This window comes from Roseovarius sp. EC-HK134, from assembly GCF_902498815.1.
Lineage (GTDB): Bacteria > Pseudomonadota > Alphaproteobacteria > Rhodobacterales > Rhodobacteraceae > Roseovarius > Roseovarius mucosus_A.
Genome location: NZ_LR701544.1, coordinates 779056 through 794395, shown reverse-complemented (window position 1 = coordinate 794395; position 15340 = coordinate 779056). Strand labels below are relative to the sequence as shown.

Sequence of the window (15340 nt, the reverse complement as noted above, 5' to 3'; positions counted from 1 at the left end):
CTAAAAATTTATGCCGTAATCGAACAGCACGGCTTCAGGCGGAAATCCAGCGCACCGTCCCAAGCCCGTCCAGATCATAGCCGCCAAGCGCTTCGGCCTTGGCGATCATCGTCTCAGACCGCATGAAGGCAACAAGGCGTTGCACCGGTTCAGTAAAATAGGCGCGGCGGTCGATGAGCAGGTCAAAGCGCTCTTGCACCAAGGGGCGGAACACCAGCCGAAATTGCCGCGCCATGGATTCGATCCCAAGGGTGGCCTCGGCCTCGCCTGCGGCCACAGCGGCGGCGGCATCGCTTTCGGTATGGGCCGGGCTTGTCGGTGTCAGGATATCCCCCTGTGACAGCCCCGCCTCGGCCATCATCCTGTCAAAGAGCGCGGTCGTGCCGGCACCCTCTTGCCGCAGGATCACGCGCCGCCCGCGCAGATCGCCAAACCCCTGCACCATATCTGCAACAGCAGGGGTCAGGATCAGGCCGCGCGCGCGCTCTGCCCAGCCGATCAGCACCGTGTCGCGCAGCCCGCGTGCCTCGAGCGCTGGAATATTCCAATCGGCATCGCCCGGAATATGCAGCCCCGCCAAAACGGCACGCCCTTCGGCAAAGACCTCCAGTCCGTCACAGCTGCCATTCCACAGCGTTGCCAAACCCGCGCCGCTTTCGCGAAGGGCCCAATCCAGCAGCGGATCGTGAGAGCCGGTCACAAGCGCGGGGCGCTCAGAGGGCAGGGTGACGCCCGTTCCCTCTATCCAGCACATCAACTCGTTATGGGGAAACAAGAGCTTGCCGGTGATCTTGCGATGCGGGATCTCGCCGGTGGCGACCATGTCGTAAACCTTACGCTCCTTCACCCGAAGCAGGTCTGCGACCTCTTTCGTTGTCAGGTAGGCAGGAAGTTCACTGTCCATGGGCTTTGACGATCACGCAAAAGGAGGATTGATGCTGCGTTCCTACCGCATCTCTGCGCGGAAATCAGCATGAAACGCAGCCTTGTTTTGACTTGTATTTTGAGGTGTGCCAGATCATCATATTCACAAATGCGAATAAATTAGGGAGAGGGAAGCCATGCGATTCAACCGACGTCAAGTTCTGGCGGCTATGGGGGCCAGCACGCTTGTCGGCCTGCCGCGCCCCAGCTTTGCCGCGATAGAGTTGACCTTGGGCGATGCCAAGATCACCACACTCAGCGATGGCAATCTTGTGCTGCCCATGGAGTTTTTGTTGGGCAACCTGCCCGCTGCCGATGCCGCCCCTGTTCTGGCGCAGTACGGCATCACCGGCGATACGGTCGAGCCGCCCTGCAACCTGACACTGTTACAGGATGGCACGAACACGGTGCTGTTTGATGCTGGGTCCGGGTCTGGTTTCATGCCCACAGCGGGCAAAATGCTAGATGCGCTTGGCGCCATTGGCCTTGGTGCCGATGATATCACCCATGTTCTGTTTACCCATGCGCACCCCGATCACCTCTGGGGCGTGTTGGATGATTTCGACGATCCGGTGTTTGCCAATGCCAGCTATATGATCGGGCAGGCGGAATGGGACTACTGGACCGATCCCGCCACGGTTGACAGCATCGGCGCAGAGCGTGCCAGTTTTGCCGTGGGCGCGGCACGGCGGCTTGCGGCCATCGAGGATCAGATCGAATTCATCAGCGGCGGGCAAGAGGTGCTGCCGGGTATCCTCGCGCATGACACACCCGGCCACACGCCCGGCCATATCGCGTTTGAGGTTCGTCACGGCACCGAGGCGGCGCTGGTGGTGGGCGATGCCATCGGCAACGGGCATCTAGCCTTTGCGCGCCCCGATTGGGCCAGCGGATCGGATCAGGATGCTGAGACCGGGATTGCCACGCGCCTGCGGCTCTTGGATCAATTGGCGACCGATCAGATGGCGATGGTCGGCTTTCACCTGCCCGAGGGCGGGCTGGGCCGAGTAGAGCGCGATGGCGATGCCTATCGTTTCGTCACGGAGGTGTAAGATGTTGCGCGCGACGCTATCCGCCCTTCTGCTCTGGTCTGGCAGTGCTGCACTGGCGAGTGAGGATATTGCTGACCAATATCCTGCGTCGCTGCTCTATTCCAAGCCTGTCGAAGTGATCCCGCATGTCTGGTCTGCCATCGGTGCCACCGCGCCGCCCACCTATGACAATGCCGGACATAACAACAACCTCAGCTTTATCGTGACTGGCGATGGGGTGGTGGTGATCAACGGTGGCGCGTCTTATGGATTGGCCAAGGCGCTGCACGCAGAGATCAAGGCGATCACCGATCAGCCGGTCAAGCTGGTCTTTAACGAGAATGGCCAAGGCCACGCCATGCTGGGCAATTCCTATTGGGCCGAACAGGGCGTGCCGATTGTGGCGCATGTGGATGCGGCGGCCGAGTTCGAGAACCACGGCGGCGGTGATCTGGACGCGGCGCAGCGCGTGACCAAAGAGCGCGCCGAAAGCACCAGCGTGGTGCTGCCGACCGAAACCTTCACTGATGAGTATACTGTCGAGATGGGCGATTTCCGGATCGAGGCGCGCTATCTTGGCCCCGCTCACAGCCCCGGAGACATTGTCATCTGGCTGCCCGACCAAGGCCTTGTGATTTCCGGCGACATGGCGTTTCACGAACGGATGCTGCCAATCTTTGCCGATACGATCACGGCGGATTGGCTGGAAACTTGGGATGCTGAATTCGAGCCGCTGGGTGCCACCTATGTGATCCCCGGTCATGGCCACCCGACCAACATGGATCAGGTACGCCGCTACACCAAAGGCTATTTGGAACATCTGCGCGCCCAAATCCGCGCGCATATCGACGCCGGCGGTGATTTGGCCGGGGCCTATTACGTCGACCAATCCGCCTATACCCACCTTGATACGTTCGAAGAACTGGCCACAAAGAATGCGGGCCGGGTCTATGAACAGATGGAATGGGAATAGAGCGGGATTGCAAAAGGCCCCCACGGTCGATGTGGGGGCCTTATTGGGTCAGTCCTTGACGAACATCTTGCGCGGGCGGTTGCAGAAGGTTTCCGCCGGGCCGCTTTCCTTGATCAGGATCGACTCGGTGATTTCCAAACCCCAGTCCGACATCCAGAGACCGGGCATGAAATGGAATGTCATTCCCGGTTCCAGCACGGTTTCATCCTCGGAGCGCAGCGAAATCGTGCGTTCGCCCCAGTCGGGCGGATAGCTCAGACCGATGGGATAGCCACAGCGCGCGCCGCGTTCGATGCCCGCCCGCTCCAACGGGGCGGCCAACGCATTGGCGATGTCACAGGCGCGGTTGCCTGCCTTTGCGGCCTCTAGCCCCGCTTCCAGCCCCTCGACCAGCGCTTTCTCCGCATCAAGCAGGAATTGCGGCGGCTTGCCCAGAAACAGCGTGCGGCAGAACGGCGTGTGATAGCGGCGGTAACAGCCGGAAATTTCAAAGAAGGTCGCTTCCCCCGTCGCAAACTCGCGCCCGTTCCACGTCAGGTGCGGCGCTGCGGCATCCGAACCTGACGGCAAAAGCGGCACGATTGCGGGATAGTCGCCCCACGCCCCCTCGACACCCCGGATGGCATCACGGAAAATCTCGGCCACGATTTCGTTCTTGGGAATGCCCGGCTCGACCCGTTCCATCAACCCGTCGGTGATCTTCTCCGAAATCAGCGCGGCCTTGCGCATGAAGCCAAGCTCTTCTTCGGATTTCACCGTGCGTTGCCAGTTGACCAGCGCGGTGGCGTCAAGGAATGTTGCCTCGGGCAGTTCCTCGCGCAGGGTCTGCATCGCCTTGGCCGAGAAATAGTAGTTGTCCATTTCCACGCCGATGCGTTTATCTGCAAGGCCCATACCCTTAAGCCGCTCTGCCAGATCCTGCATCGGGTGGCGTTCGGTCGACTGCACGTAATTGTCGGCATAGCCGATCACGCGATCGTCCGTCATCCAGACCGTGCGCACACCGCCATTGGCATCCTGATTGCGGCCCCACCAGATTGGATCAGCCTCGGGAAAGACCAAAACGCCCTGATGCACATAGAACGACCAGCCATCATAGCCGGTCAGCCAATGCTGATTTGAAGGGTCGGTCACAAAGAGCGCGTCAAGGTCAAGGCGGGCCATGGCAATGCGGGTCTTGTCCAACCGGCGCTGGTATTCCTGAGCCGAGAAGGGCAGGTCTTTTTCAATCATGTCGGGGGTCCGTCGTTGAAATATCCCCGCCATACTTGTGGCTTTGGAACAGGCCTGCCCCAAGAAAAACGCCCCGTTTTGTCGTTTTCAGACCATCCTGCGCCGCAGAGTTGACGCTAGGCTCGCCGCAGCGCACTCTGCCCGCACCCTAAACAAGGAAGACCCTCATGCGCCCTGTTCTGGCCGATGTCTATGCTGCGGCACAGGTGATTTCTGGGGTCGCTGACCGCACGCCTCTCGTTCCCTCGCCCTACATGAGCGCGGTAAAAGGCGATGACTTCCTACTCAAGCTCGAGAATATGCAACCCATCGGTGCCTTCAAGCTGCGCGGCGCGCTCAACGCGGTGGCCGGGGCGCAGGATGCGGCGGGCGTCGCCTGTTGCTCGACCGGGAATCATGGGCGCGGCGTGGCTTATGCCGCGCGGGCACGCGGTTTGCGGGCGGTGATCTGTATGTCGGACCTGGTGCCGCAGGCCAAGGTGGAGGGCATCCGCGCGCTGGGCGCAGAGGTCAGGATCATCGGGCGCTCTCAGGACGCGGCACAGGCCGAGGTGGAACGCCTGGTTGCCGAGGACGGGTTAACCGAGATTTCGCCCTTTGATGATCCGCTGGTCATTGCCGGGCAGGGGACCATCGGATTGGAAATCATGGCGGCGCGCCCGGATACCCAGACGCTGCTCGTGCCGTTGTCGGGCGGGGGGCTGGCGGCGGGGGTGGCGTTGGCCGCCAAGACGATCAAGCCGTCCCTGCGCGTGATCGGGATCAGCATGGACCGAGGTGCCGCGATGTATGAAAGCATCCGCGCCGGGCATCCTGTCGAGGTCGAAGAAGTGCCAAGCCTTGCCGATAGTCTGGGCGGTGGAGTTGGGATGCAGAACCGTCTCAGCTATGCCATGTGCCGCGATCTTTTGGACGATGTGATCCTTGTGACCGAAGAAGAGATTTATCATGCCATGCAGGTGCTCTATTACGAGGATCGGATCGTGGCAGAGGGGGCCTGCGTCGTGGGTCTTGCGGCGGTGCTGAGTGGCAAACTTGCGCCCCAAGGGCCAACCGCCACCATCATCACGGGCCGTAACCTTGATATGGCGCTCTTTACCAAGGTGATGACCGGGCAAACCGTGATTTTAGGCGACAAGGTGATTGAAGGTCGGAAATATGGCACATGATATAAGGATCGTGACAGAGACAGAATTGCGCCGCGCGATCACGCTCGACCTTGAGACGGTCAAGGTGATCGAGCAGGCCTTTGCCGCGCTGTCGGATGGCGGGGTGGTCATGCCGCCGGTGATGTCGATGGATCTGGCTGCCGTGCATGGCGAGGTGGATGTGAAAACCGCCTATATCCCCGGCTTTGACGGTTTCGCGATCAAGGTCAGCCCCGGTTTTTTTGACAATCCCAAATTGGGCCTGCCCAGCCTGAACGGTCTGATGATCCTCTTTTCCGCCAAGACCGGTCTGGTCGAGGCGGTGTTTCTCGACAATGGCTATCTGACTGATCTGCGCACGGCGGCGGCTGGCGCGGTGGCGGCGCAGCATCTGGCCCCCAAGGTGGTGCAGACGGCGGGCATTATCGGCACCGGCGTTCAGGCGCGGCTTCAGGCGCGGGCGGCGCGGCTGGTGCGCCCCTATGACCGTCTGCTGATCTGGGGGCGCGATGCCGACCGCGCGCGCACCTGCGCGGCCGATCTGGCCGATCTCGAATGTGATATTCATGTGGTGGACACCCCCGCAGATCTGGTGATGGCCAGCCAGTTGGTGATCACTACAACCCCGGCAAAGACGCCCGTAATCGAGGCGAAATGGCTGCATCCCGAACTGCACATCACGGCCATGGGATCCGATCAGGCCGGCAAGAACGAGATTGATCCGCAGGCGCTGGTCCGGGCCGATCTCTATGTTGCCGACCGCGCCGCGCAGGTGGAACAGTTGGGTGAATTGCGTAGCGCGATCGAGGCCGGGATATGGACCAAGGGCGCGCCAGCCGAATTGGGCGACGTAATCCAGGGCCGCGCGCGTGGGCGCAAGAACGATGCCGAAATCACCATTTGCGATCTGACCGGCACCGGCGTTCAGGATACGGCGATTGCCACCCATGTGATGGCGCGGCTTGCGGGGCGTGACGTGGGTACGGTCATCACCGCATGAAACTTGACGCACGCGATCTCGATATCCTGAGGGTGCTGGCCGAGGAAGGCCGCATCACCAAGGCCGATTTGGCCGCGCGTGTGGGCCTGTCTGCCAGCCCCTGCTGGGAGCGGCTCAAGCGGCTGGAGGAGGCGGGGCTGATCGAGGGCTATCATGCGCGCATCAACCTTAAGAAGCTGGGCTCGCATGTGACCGTCTTTGTCGCGGTGGAGCTTGCGGATCACACCCCCGCCAGTTTCCGCGCCTTTGAGGACAGTATGCACCGTTATGAAGAGGTGACGGCCTGTTGGGCGTTGGGCGGCGGATTTGACTATCTGATGCAGATCGTCACCCGGGACATCGACAGCTATCAACGACTGATTGATCAGATGCTAGAGGCGCGGATCGGATTGGCGCGCTATTTCACGTATATCGTGACCAAGCCCGTAAAATCCCCGCGCCTGCCACCGTTTGAGATGTTCTTTGAATGAAACATCCGTATTTCTGCCGCCTTGCAGAAGAATAATCTGCAAACTCCAAAAACTTTAGCGTCACCCTCTGCGTGAACCAGACATTCTCTGGCGCAAAGGGAGTGCCACAATGTCCGACTCAGCCATCTGGACCCGCAACGGGATCACCGACACGCGCCTGGTGCGCAGCTTTGCCTATGTGGGCGGCAAATGGGTGGGCGGAGACGAGGCCGCGACCTTTGCCGTCACCAACCCTGCCGATGGCAGTGCCTTGGGTGCTGTGGCCAGCCTCAGTGCCGATCAGGCACGCAAGGCGGTGGATGCGGCGCAGGGCGCATTCGATGGCTGGGCAATGACCCTGCCGCAAGATCGCGCCGCGCTCTTGCGCCGCTGGTTCGATCTCATCCTTGCACATCGCGAAGACCTCGCGCGGATCATGGTGCTGGAGCAGGGCAAACCCCTTAGTGAAGCGCGCGGCGAGATCGACTATGCCGCAAGTTTCGTGGAGTATTACGCCGAAGAGGCCAAGCGCCCCAACATCGAAGGGGTCACAAGCCACCTGCCCGATGCCGAGGTGGAATTGTGGCTAGAGCCGGTGGGCGTGGCCGCCCTTATCACGCCGTGGAATTTCCCCGCAGCGATGCTCACGCGCAAGGCGGCGGCGGCCTTGGCGGCGGGCTGCAGCGTGGTTTCCCATCCTTCAGCCGAGACACCCTATTCGGCACTGGCCCTTGCAGAACTGGCCGAGCGCGCAGGCATCCCGGCGGGTGTGTTCAACGTGGTGACAGGCCACGCGGCAACAGTGGTTGAGCCTTGGACCCAAGACGCCCGCGTCCGCGTTCTCAGCTTTACCGGCTCTACCGACATTGGGCAGTTGCTCTATCGCCAATGCGCGGGCACGGTCAAGAAACTGGTGCTGGAACTGGGCGGCCATGCCCCGGTGATCGTGTTCAAGAATGCCGATCTGGAAACTGCAGTAACCGAGTCGATCAAGGCCAAGTTTGCGACGTCGGGGCAAGACTGTTTGGGGGCTAACCGGATTTACGTAGAGCGGCCGATCTATGACGCCTTTTGCCTACGTTTTACCGACGCGATACAGACGCTCAAAATCGGGCGCGGCATGGACGATCCTGACATCGGCCCGCTGATGAATGAGCGTGCGGTCCGCAAGCAAGAAGAGCATGTGGCGGATGCGCTGGCGCATGGTGCAACGCTTGCCTGTGGCGGCAAGCGCGACCCGCTCGGCCCACTCTTCTTTCAGCCGACGGTGCTCATGGATGTGCCCGACGCCGCCGCGATCATGCAAGATGAGACCTTTGGCCCGGTGGCGGCGATCACGCCCTTTGACACCGAGGAAGAGGTGGTCGCCCGCGCCAATGCCACGGAATATGGCCTCATTGCCTATCTGCACTGCCATGATCCCCGCCGCATCTACCGGATGACGCGAGCGCTACAATTCGGCATGGTGGCGGTGAACCGCACCAAGGTCACGGGCGCGCCGATCCCCTTTGGTGGGGTCAAGCAATCGGGGCTGGGCCGCGAAGGGGCGCGGCGCGGCATGGAGGAATTCATGGAAATCAAATACGTCTGCCGCGATTGGGCGTGACGATCGGGATTCGAGTATTTTTGGAACGATGAAGCTGGGGGTGCGCCCCCGAGGAAAGGAAACACGATGCTGCGCAACGACCAACTTGATCAATGGGATCGCGAGAATTTCTTTCACCCCTCGACACATCTTGGGCAATTCGCCCGTGGCGAGGCGCCGAACCGGGTGATCAAAGGCGGGCAGGGCTGTCATATCGAGGATCGTGACGGCAATCGCTTTCTCGATGCCTTTGCCGGGCTCTATTGTGTCAACGTCGGCTATGGTCGCCAAGAGATTGCCGAGGCGATTGCCGCGCAGGCGCGCGAACTGGCTTATTATCATGCCTATGTCGGGCATGGCACCGAGGCGTCGATCACCCTGTCCAAAATGATTATGGACCGCGCCCCCAAGGGTATGAGCAAGGTCTATTTTGGCATGTCGGGCTCTGACGCCAATGAAACCAATGTCAAATTGATTTGGTATTACAACAACATCCTCGGGCGGCCCGAGAAGAAAAAGATCATCTCGCGCTGGCGCGGCTATCATGGCTCTGGGCTGATGACCGGCTCGCTTACGGGGCTTGAACTGTTCCACAAGAAGTTCGATCTGCCGCTGGCGCAGGTCGTTCATACCGAAGCGCCCTATTATTTCCGTCGCGCCAATCTGGATCAGACCGAGGCGCAGTTTGTCGCGCATTGTGTGGCCGAGCTTGAGGCACTCATCGCGCGCGAGGGGGCCGATACCATCGCCGCCTTTATCGGCGAGCCGGTGTTGGGCACCGGAGGCATTGTGCCGCCGCCTGCAGGCTATTGGGCCGCCATTCAGGAGGTGCTGCGCAAGCATGACATCCTGCTTGTGGCCGATGAGGTGGTGACGGGCTTTGGTCGTCTGGGCACGATGTTCGGCTCGGACCACTATGGAATGACGCCAGACCTCATCACCATCGCCAAAGGCCTGACAAGCGCCTATGCGCCGCTCTCGGGTAGCATCGTCAGCGACCGCATGTGGAAGGTGCTGGAGCAAGGCACGGATGAGAATGGCCCCATCGGCCACGGCTGGACCTATTCGGCGCATCCCATCGGGGCGGCGGCGGGTGTGGCAAATCTCAAGTTGCTCGATGATCTGAACCTGATTGCCAATAACCGCGATGTAGGCGGCTATCTCAATCGGGGCATGGCCGAGGCACTGGGCGCGCATGCCAACGTAGGCGAGGTGCGGGGCGAGGGGATGCTCTGTGCCGTCGAATTCGTCAAGGATCGGGAAAATCGGATATTCTTTGATGCCGCCGACAAGGTGGGCCCACAGATTTCCGCCGCGCTGGCAGCTACGGGTGTTATCGCGCGGGCCATGCCGCAGGGGGACATTCTGGGCTTTGCGCCGCCTTTCTGCCTGACAAAATCAGAGGCGGATGAGGTGATTCACAAAACCACAAAAGCCGTGCAATCCGTGCTGGGATAGGTCGGTTTCCGGTGAAAACACTGCCGAGGCTCGCGTTAAAGCGGAGCGTGCCTCGGCCATTTGCAGGAAATTTGACTTATCTTGCTTCACTTGCAGGCGATTTGACCTGCGCAGGTCGGTTTCGGGAAAAAAGCGCCGCAATCCGCTTGCATGTGAGGGTCCATCTTGTTTTAGTTTCTTCCGAACGCGAGGCAAACGCTTGCGATGAATAATAGGGAGCCGAACTTGGCAGATACCGGGAACAACGATGCGTTCGTTGCGTTTGAACGTGTCCAAAAGAGCTATGACGGCGAAACACTGGTCGTCAAGGATCTGAACCTGACCTTGCCCAAGGGCGAATTTCTGACGATGCTAGGACCGTCGGGGTCGGGCAAAACGACCTGTCTGATGATGCTTGCAGGGTTTGAAACCGCCACCCATGGCGAGATCAAATTGGACGGTGTGAGCATCAACAACATCCCGCCGCACAAACGCGGCATTGGCATGGTGTTCCAGAATTACGCGCTCTTTCCACATATGACGATTGCCGAAAACCTCAGCTTTCCGCTTGAGGTGCGCAAAATCGGCAAGTCCGACCGCGAAGCCAAGGTGAAGCGGGCGCTGGAAATGGTGGAAATGGGTGCCTTTGGCGGGCGTCGTCCGTCGCAGCTGTCTGGGGGCCAACAACAGCGTGTGGCTCTCGCCCGGGCGCTGGTGTTCGAGCCTGAGCTGGTGTTGATGGATGAACCGCTCGGCGCGCTGGACAAGCAATTGCGCGAAAAAATGCAATTCGAAATCACCCATCTTGCGCACAATCTCGGGATCACCACAGTTTATGTGACCCACGATCAGACCGAGGCGCTGACAATGTCTGACCGTGTGGCGGTGTTCAACGATGGCCGCATCCAGCAGATCGCGCCGCCAGATGAATTGTATGAAAGCCCCAAGAACAGCTTTGTCGCGCAGTTCATTGGTGAGAACAACACCCTTGAGGGGCGGGTCAAAGAGATCAAGAACGGTATTGCCGTCGTGCAGCTAGACAACGGCGACCTGATTGATGCCAAGCCCGTCAATGTCGAAAAGCCGGGCGACCGCACGCTGATTTCCATTCGTCCTGAGCGGGTCGAATTCAATCGTGACCGGCTGAAGCCGGATGCGCATACGCTCAAGGCCGAAGTGCTGGAGTTCATCTATATGGGTGACATTTTCCGCACACGGCTCCGGGTGGCTGGGTCCGATGATTTTATCATCAAGACCCGCAACGCCCCCGATCAGCGCCGCCTGCAACCGGGCGAGCAGATCGAGATCGGCTGGTTGCCAGAGGATTGCCGCGCGCTGGATGCGCCCCAAGTATAAGAATACGCGCGCCGGTCACGGAACCGGTGCGGGTTGAGCAAGGCCCTCGACGTTCTGCCCGTAGCGCAGGGCCCAACCATCGAAAAACGGGATAAACTGGGAGTATGTTTATGAAACTGACGAAAACCCTGCTCGCGACCACGGCTCTGACCGTTGCTGCGGGCACCGCCGTCACCGCACAGGAAATGGCCAACAGCATGACGATCGTCAGCTGGGGCGGCGCCTATCAGGCGAGCCAAGACAAGGCTTATGTGCAGCCCTACCTTGCTGCTAACCCCGGCGTGACCGCGACTTGGGACGAAAGCTCGGCCGAGGCCGTGGCCAAGCTGCGCGCCATGAACGAGGCAGGCAACATCACTTGGGATCTGGTCGATGTGGTGGCGTCCGACTCGATGCGCCTCTGCGACGAAGGTCTGGCGATGGAAATCGACCACGACACCATGTTGGCCGCGGCCCCCGATGGCACCTCTGCCAGCGATGACTTTGGTGATCTGATTGTCAGCGACTGCTTCATTCCGCAGATCGTTTACTCGACCACCTTCGGCTATCGCACTGATCTTGTGCCTGCCGGCACCGAGCCGCCGACCAGCGTTTGCGACGTGTTCGACCTTGCCAAGTATCCGGGCAAGCGGTCGCTGCAAAAGCGCCCGATCGACAACATGGAATGGGCGCTTTATTGCGACGGCGTTGCCAAGGACGAGATTTACGACGTTCTGGGCACCGACGAGGGTGTAGAGCGCGCGCTGGCCAAACTGGGCACCATCAAGGACCAAGTCGTCTGGTGGTCTGCCGGTGCGGAAACCCCGCAGCTTCTGGCGGATGGCGAAGTGTTCATGGGTTCGACATTCAACGGTCGCCTGTTCTCGGCCATTGCTGAACAGAACCAGCCCATCGCAATGCTGTGGGACATGCAGTCGTTTGACCTTGATGGCTGGATTGTTCCAGCCGGTCTGCCCGCAGACCGTCTGGCGCGCGTGATGGACTTCCTCAAGTTCGGCACCGACACCCAGCGTCTTGCTGATCAGGCGGCGTATATCTCCTACGGTCCGGCGCGTGCGTCTTCGGCACCGTTGGTGGGCAAGCACGCCGAGCTTGGCATCGACATGGCGCCGCATATGCCGACCGATCCGGCAAATGCCTCCAACGTCCACATCTATGACTACGAATGGTGGGCTGACAACCGTGACGATCTGGACGCCAAGTTCCAGTCGTGGCTGGCCCAGTAATCTGGCGACCAATAGAGGTGGGGCCGTACGCGGCCCCACCGCTTCTTTGACCGGGCACAAGACCCGGCCTGAATAATCGGACCATTTCGACGGGGAAGACATGAGCGATAGCACCAACACCGGCCCGATGCTTGCCGCCGATGGCACGCCTCTGAAACGCAGCCTGCGCCGCGCTTTGCGCGCTCAGAAGATGCGAGCGCTGGCGCTGATCGCCCCCCTGTTGCTCTTTGTTCTGCTCACCTTCATCGCGCCGATCATTGATATGCTGTTCCGTTCTGTCGAGAACCAGATCGTGGGCAATACACTGCCAATGACTGTCGAGGAGTTGCGGGATTGGGATTCCGGCGATGCCCCCGACGAGCAGGTGTTCCGCGCCTTGTTCTTTGACCTTTTCCTTGCTGCCGAGGCCAAGGAACACACCAAGCTGGGCAGCCGTCTGAACTACGAGAAAAGCGGCATTTCCTCGCTCTTCCGCACGTCTGGGCGTGACATGAGCGACGTTGGAGAGGTGTTCCAAGACGCATTGCTCGAGGTTGATCCCGCCTTTGACGAGGCCGCGACATGGGTCGAGATGATGTCGGGTGGGGCTGGGGCAGAGCCCAATGAACGGCTGATGTCCAATCAGATTGCCCGCCTAGAAGCGCTGGAAGCCACAGAATTTAGTGGAGATGCCGAATTTCAGCCCGGTGCTGCGATTTCCGACATTCTACCCAATACGGCACGTGCCTATTCGGCCTTTGCGGCCTTTACCCAGTTTGTCGACGGCAAGAGCGTAACCAAGGAAGAGCCATGGGAGGCAGTTCATGCCGCCTTGGCGCTGGACCTTGAAGACCCGGCTACGAAAACGGCCATAGAGACCTATGCCGGACCCGGTGGCGATCTCTTGCGTGCTGCGGCAGCGGCGCAGTTGCCGCCTGTTGCGATGCGCGAAGCCTTTTTCGAGTCGAACAAGGACTGGGCAAATGTGACATTCTGGGAAACCATCAAGACCTATTCGCCGCCCTATACCACCGGCTATTTCCTCAACGCTGTTGATATGGAAAAGACGCCCCAAGGTATCGCCTTGCGCAGCGAAGATGAGCGTATTTATGGCATCCTCTTCCAGCGCACGATGTTCATGTCGCTGATGATTACCTTTTCCTGTGTTGCTTTGGGCTATCCTGTGGCGTGGATTCTGGCAAATCTGCCGTCACGCACCGCGAACCTTCTGATGATCCTTGTCCTGCTGCCGTTCTGGACGTCGCTTTTGGTGCGCACCAGCGCGTGGAAGGTGATGTTGCAGCAACAGGGGGTAATAAACGACGTTCTGGTCTGGCTGGGGCTGGTCGCAGATGAGAGCCGATTGGTTATGATCAATAATCAATTCGGCACCATCGTAGCGATGACCCATATTCTTCTGCCCTTCATGATCCTGCCGATGTATTCGGTGATGCAGACCATTCCGCCGACCTATCTGCGCGCCGCCAAATCGTTGGGGGCGAACAATTGGACGGCGTTCTGGCGGGTCTACTTTCCGCAATCGGTGCCGGGTATCGGGGCGGGTTCGATCCTCGTCTTCATCCTTGCCATCGGGTATTACATCACGCCTGAGATTGTGGGCGGCACTACCGGCACGTTCATTTCGAACCGGATCGCCTATCACATCTCGTCCTCGCTCAATTGGGGCTTGGCGGCGGCGCTTGGCACGATCCTGCTTGCCGTGGTTCTCATTCTCTACTGGGCCTATGACAAGATCGTCGGCATCGACAACGTGAAGCTGGGGTAAGAGACATGAACGGATTCACACTGACACCTGTCGAAACCAAGCCACTTTCTTTCTCACTGCCGGTGATCGGCGCTGCAGGGGCCTTTGTTGGGCTGTTTGTCGGCACGGCGCATGGCTCTGGCTTGATGGGAATCGCGATTGGGGCCGTTGCGCTTATGGTTCTTGCCTATCTTGCGCTGGCAGTCTTTGGACTGGGGCAGGAGAAGACCACGCGCTGGGGCCTGATCGCGCTCTTTATCATTGCGGGCGTGCTTCTGGCTGGCTTGCCGGGGTTTGTGCTGGGGCTGCTCTTTGGTCTCTTCTTTTCTTGGTTCATCTTCTGGATTGGCGAAGGACGCTATCGCGCCAATCTGGCACCCTATCTGACCAGTGGTCAGGTGCTTTGGCACTATACGTTCCGAGTGATATGTGGGGCGATTTTCGTCTTTCTAATTACCCCCATCCTTGTCGTGATGCCGCTCAGCTTCAACGCGCAAAACTTCTTTACCTTCACACCGGAAATGCTGCGGTTTGATCCCGCCGGCTATAGCCTCAAGCATTATCAGGATTTCTTTACCTCGAACGAATGGCAACAGGCGTTGCGCAACTCGCTGATGATCGCGCCAGCGGCCACGATTCTTTCGGTAAGTTTCGGAACGCTGGCCGCGATTGGCCTGAGCTCCGAACACGTGCCGTTCCGCCGCGCGATCATGGCGATCCTCATTTCGCCGATGATCGTGCCGCTCATCATCTCTGCGGCAGGGATGTATTTTTTCTATAGCCGCATTGGCCTGCAAGGCACCTATTTCGGCGTGGTTCTGGCGCACGCGGCGCTGGGCATTCCTTTTGTCATCATCACAGTGACGGCCACGCTTGTGGGCTTTGACCGCTCACTCACGCGCGCGGCGGCGAATATGGGCGCAGACCCCGTGACCACCTTCTTTCGGGTGCAGATGCCGCTCATCCTGCCGGGGGTGATTTCGGGCGGGCTCTTCGCGTTCATCACCTCGTTCGATGAGGTGGTTGTGGTGCTCTTTGTCGGCTCCGCCAATCAGCAAACCCTGCCATGGGAAATGTTCACCGGCCTGCGCGAACAGATCAGCCCGACCATTCTGGCGGTGGCGACGATCCTTGTCGTGATCTCAATCGCGCTTTTGACAACCATGGAATATTTGCGACGCCGGTCTGAGCGGTTGCGCGGCATGAGCCCAAGCTAGTCGCGCATCCCTGACGC

Annotated in this window: 13 protein-coding genes; 11 read left to right on the top strand and 2 right to left on the bottom strand. The window is 59.9% G+C overall.

The genetic code is table 11. From position 1 onward, the window contains the following. Positions 1–34 precede the first annotated feature (34 nt). Complete coding sequence (locus GC127_RS07715; RefSeq protein ID WP_151977398.1) at positions 35–904, bottom strand: helix-turn-helix transcriptional regulator; 870 nt, start codon at positions 902–904, stop codon at positions 35–37. A gap of 157 nt (positions 905–1061) precedes the next feature. On the opposite strand from GC127_RS07715, the gene GC127_RS07710 reads away from it, so the two are divergent. Further along, the gene (locus tag GC127_RS07710) at positions 1062–1976 is read left to right on the top strand and encodes an MBL fold metallo-hydrolase (protein WP_151977396.1); all 915 of its coding nucleotides are present in this window, start codon (positions 1062–1064) and stop codon (positions 1974–1976) included. Position 1977: 1 nt separating this feature from the next. Next, a complete protein-coding gene (locus GC127_RS07705) occupies positions 1978–2928 on the top strand; it encodes an MBL fold metallo-hydrolase (protein WP_151977394.1) in 951 nt (316 codons plus the stop codon). A gap of 48 nt (positions 2929–2976) precedes the next feature. On the opposite strand, the gene doeA is transcribed toward GC127_RS07705, so the two are convergent. Continuing rightward, entirely contained in the window at positions 2977–4161 is a 1185-nt protein-coding gene (gene doeA / locus GC127_RS07700) for an ectoine hydrolase DoeA (protein WP_151977392.1), read from the bottom strand. A gap of 167 nt (positions 4162–4328) precedes the next feature. Here doeA and eutB point away from each other — a divergent pair, with 167 nt between their 5' ends. From eutB to GC127_RS07655, 9 genes are all read left to right on the top strand, one after another. After that, positions 4329–5330: a hydroxyectoine utilization dehydratase EutB gene (gene eutB / locus GC127_RS07695; protein WP_151977390.1), complete on the top strand. Its 1002-nt coding sequence runs from the start codon at positions 4329–4331 to the stop codon at positions 5328–5330. Then, the gene (locus GC127_RS07690) at positions 5320–6309 is read left to right on the top strand and encodes a cyclodeaminase (RefSeq protein ID WP_151977388.1); all 990 of its coding nucleotides are present in this window, start codon (positions 5320–5322) and stop codon (positions 6307–6309) included. Before eutB ends, GC127_RS07690 begins: the two co-directional genes overlap by 11 nt. Beyond that, positions 6306–6779 carry an Lrp/AsnC family transcriptional regulator gene (locus tag GC127_RS07685; protein ID WP_008282598.1) on the top strand — a complete coding sequence of 158 codons (474 nt, stop codon included), beginning with the start codon at positions 6306–6308 and terminating at the stop codon, positions 6777–6779. Before GC127_RS07690 ends, GC127_RS07685 begins: the two co-directional genes overlap by 4 nt. 109 nt (positions 6780–6888) lie before the next feature. Beyond that, positions 6889–8364 (top strand): NAD-dependent succinate-semialdehyde dehydrogenase, encoded by a 1476-nt coding sequence (locus GC127_RS07680; protein WP_151977386.1) that lies wholly within the window; start codon positions 6889–6891, stop codon positions 8362–8364. Positions 8365–8430: 66 nt separating this feature from the next. After that, positions 8431–9801, top strand: coding sequence for an aspartate aminotransferase family protein (locus GC127_RS07675; protein ID WP_151977384.1), 1371 nt, complete (start codon positions 8431–8433; stop codon positions 9799–9801). Positions 9802–10026: 225 nt separating this feature from the next. Next, complete coding sequence (locus tag GC127_RS07670; RefSeq protein WP_081507341.1) at positions 10027–11136, top strand: ABC transporter ATP-binding protein; 1110 nt, start codon at positions 10027–10029, stop codon at positions 11134–11136. Positions 11137–11246: 110 nt separating this feature from the next. Further along, entirely contained in the window at positions 11247–12362 is a 1116-nt protein-coding gene (locus tag GC127_RS07665; RefSeq protein ID WP_037298680.1) for an extracellular solute-binding protein, read from the top strand. Positions 12363–12462: 100 nt separating this feature from the next. Further along, complete coding sequence (locus GC127_RS07660) at positions 12463–14127, top strand: ABC transporter permease (protein ID WP_112303059.1); 1665 nt, start codon at positions 12463–12465, stop codon at positions 14125–14127. A gap of 5 nt (positions 14128–14132) precedes the next feature. Then, the gene (locus GC127_RS07655; RefSeq protein ID WP_151977382.1) at positions 14133–15323 is read left to right on the top strand and encodes an ABC transporter permease; all 1191 of its coding nucleotides are present in this window, start codon (positions 14133–14135) and stop codon (positions 15321–15323) included. Positions 15324–15340: the final 17 nt, after the last annotated feature.

What these genes read in the sequence shown, in the direction of transcription:
- GC127_RS07715 (WP_151977398.1), bottom strand. Translation starts at nt 904, where the DNA reads ATGGACAGTGAACTTCCTGCCTACCTGACAACGAAAGAGGTCGCAGAC.
- GC127_RS07710 (WP_151977396.1), top strand. Translation starts at nt 1,062, where the DNA reads ATGCGATTCAACCGACGTCAAGTTCTGGCGGCTATGGGGGCCAGCACG.
- GC127_RS07705 (WP_151977394.1), top strand. Translation starts at nt 1,978, where the DNA reads ATGTTGCGCGCGACGCTATCCGCCCTTCTGCTCTGGTCTGGCAGTGCT.
- doeA (WP_151977392.1), bottom strand. Translation starts at nt 4,161, where the DNA reads ATGATTGAAAAAGACCTGCCCTTCTCGGCTCAGGAATACCAGCGCCGG.
- eutB (WP_151977390.1), top strand. Translation starts at nt 4,329, where the DNA reads ATGCGCCCTGTTCTGGCCGATGTCTATGCTGCGGCACAGGTGATTTCT.
- GC127_RS07690 (WP_151977388.1), top strand. Translation starts at nt 5,320, where the DNA reads ATGGCACATGATATAAGGATCGTGACAGAGACAGAATTGCGCCGCGCG.
- GC127_RS07685 (WP_008282598.1), top strand. Translation starts at nt 6,306, where the DNA reads ATGAAACTTGACGCACGCGATCTCGATATCCTGAGGGTGCTGGCCGAG.
- GC127_RS07680 (WP_151977386.1), top strand. Translation starts at nt 6,889, where the DNA reads ATGTCCGACTCAGCCATCTGGACCCGCAACGGGATCACCGACACGCGC.
- GC127_RS07675 (WP_151977384.1), top strand. Translation starts at nt 8,431, where the DNA reads ATGCTGCGCAACGACCAACTTGATCAATGGGATCGCGAGAATTTCTTT.
- GC127_RS07665 (WP_037298680.1), top strand. Translation starts at nt 11,247, where the DNA reads ATGAAACTGACGAAAACCCTGCTCGCGACCACGGCTCTGACCGTTGCT.
- GC127_RS07660 (WP_112303059.1), top strand. Translation starts at nt 12,463, where the DNA reads ATGAGCGATAGCACCAACACCGGCCCGATGCTTGCCGCCGATGGCACG.
- GC127_RS07655 (WP_151977382.1), top strand. Translation starts at nt 14,133, where the DNA reads ATGAACGGATTCACACTGACACCTGTCGAAACCAAGCCACTTTCTTTC.